This window comes from Oleiphilus sp. HI0043 (assembly GCF_001634935.1).
This window is the reverse complement of record NZ_LWEY01001775.1, coordinates 1-1,770: the sequence shown is the minus strand read 5'-3', so window position 1 is coordinate 1,770 and position 1,770 is coordinate 1. Positions and strand designations below refer to the sequence as shown.

The following is a 1,770-nucleotide window of genomic DNA, read 5'->3' as shown; positions in this document are numbered from 1 at the left end:
TTCTCATCTACAACTGAACGATAACTTCCATCTTCTTGCTTATGGTACTTGAGAGGCTGAACATCTGTTCGCGTCATCTCTTCCGGTAGAGTTTTGATCTGCTGGAAACGAATATTAGGTTGCGTAATTGATGGGTCAGGGAAGCCAGGGATACTCGCCTCAGTCTGCTCTCTATTTTCTGGCGTATCTTCAATAACACCAAAGTTCAATGCATTACCCAAACAGGCCGACACACAGGCTGGCTTCAAGCCTACTTCTAAGCGGTCAACACACATATTACACTTCGATACCTGACCTTTAACCGGGTCAAGCTGTGGTGCGTTATAAGGACAAACCCAAGTACAGTAACCACAACCAAAGCAGGTATCAGGATCCTGGAGTACCGCACCATATTCAGTATGCTTGGTATAAGCCTTTGTTGGACAGCCCTTCAAACAAACCGGGTCGTCACAATGGTTACACGCCATTGATATGTTCATGCGCTTATAGTCAGGGTAGGAACCCCCTTCTACATAACCAACCGAGCGGAAAGCCAAGTGAGCCGGATTTTCATTCTTTTCACTACAAGCGGCTTCGCAGGCATGGCAACCGATACAGTTGTCAGCGGTAAAGTGAAATCCGTGCTGCTTGTTTCGATTAGGGTTGCAACCTACAGAGGGGTTTTCATTGATCTGCATCGATCGCCCCTGCTCGAACGCGCCTTCGGTCAGATCCAATAAGTCAATCTTCTGCCCATAGCGGTTTTCTTCGCTTTCGTTCTTCTTCACCTTAGGATCATACAGCTTTGCATAGCCTTGCTCGTTATCCCTGAAGGTAAAAGTCGGTCTTTCGTTGGTGTTCTTTTCTTCGTTCGGCACACCGATCTGGTCCAAGCGGTCACGAACTTTTACTAATAAATTCAGCATATTAATATCCTCTTCGCTCAGCATTTAATTGACCAGCCACCGACTGGTCGACCGGTTCTATCTTGATCGCACACTGCTTAAAGGCAGGTTGCCTTGAGTGTGGGTCAAGCAAACCAAGCGAGACACGATTAACACAATCATGAAAGTGAAAAGGAATGAAAACCATATTTCTAGGAACTCTCTGCGTTAGCTGTACCATCACCACGGCATCACCGCGGCGCGAAACAATTCTCACATACGATTGATGCGCTACGCCTAACTCTGCAGCTGCGTCAGGGTTCATTTCCATGTAGGGGGTTGGGCTGAACTTATTCAGGTTACCCAACTTCCCGGTCTTAGTTCGGGTATGGAAGTGCTCCACTACCCGGCCACTATTCATCCAGAAGGGGTACTTGTCGCAAGGTGTTTCATTATTCTCGATATACGGCAAAGGAATCAGGTTCGCCTTCTTGCTCTTAGTCTGGAACTTACCGTCCGTATACAAACGAGGGTCGCCCTTGCCACTGTCATTTCCTTCGCGATAAGGCCACTGAATCCCTCTGGCTTCTTCCAGTATTTCATGCGTCATACCTGAAATATCTAAGGTTCTGCCATCACCTTTCGATAGCTGGCGCATTTCTTCAAAGGCCTCTGCCGTGGTATCAGGGAAGTTAATCTTCTGGCCATTCTCAAAACGCTTGGCCATTTCGTTAAAGATCCAGAAATCCGGCTTAGAGTTGGCATAAGGCTCAACCACTTTACGCACTAGGTTTACACGACGCTCCGTATTAGTGAAGCAACCTTCCTTTTCTGCCCAAACTGAACCCGGAAGATAGACATGAGAATATTGATTGGTTTCAACGTCACGGTAACTATCCTGAACAAC

2 protein-coding genes are annotated in these 1,770 nt (G+C 47.1%); both read right to left on the bottom strand.

What is annotated here, in order from left to right:
- The coding region (locus A3729_RS27310; RefSeq protein ID WP_156498172.1) for a 4Fe-4S dicluster domain-containing protein at window positions 1-905 on the bottom strand (905 nt) is incomplete at its 3' end.
- Window position 906: 1 nt separating this feature from the next.
- A partial coding sequence (locus A3729_RS27305) for a molybdopterin oxidoreductase family protein (RefSeq protein WP_156498171.1) occupies window positions 907-1,770 on the bottom strand: 864 nt, incomplete at its 5' end.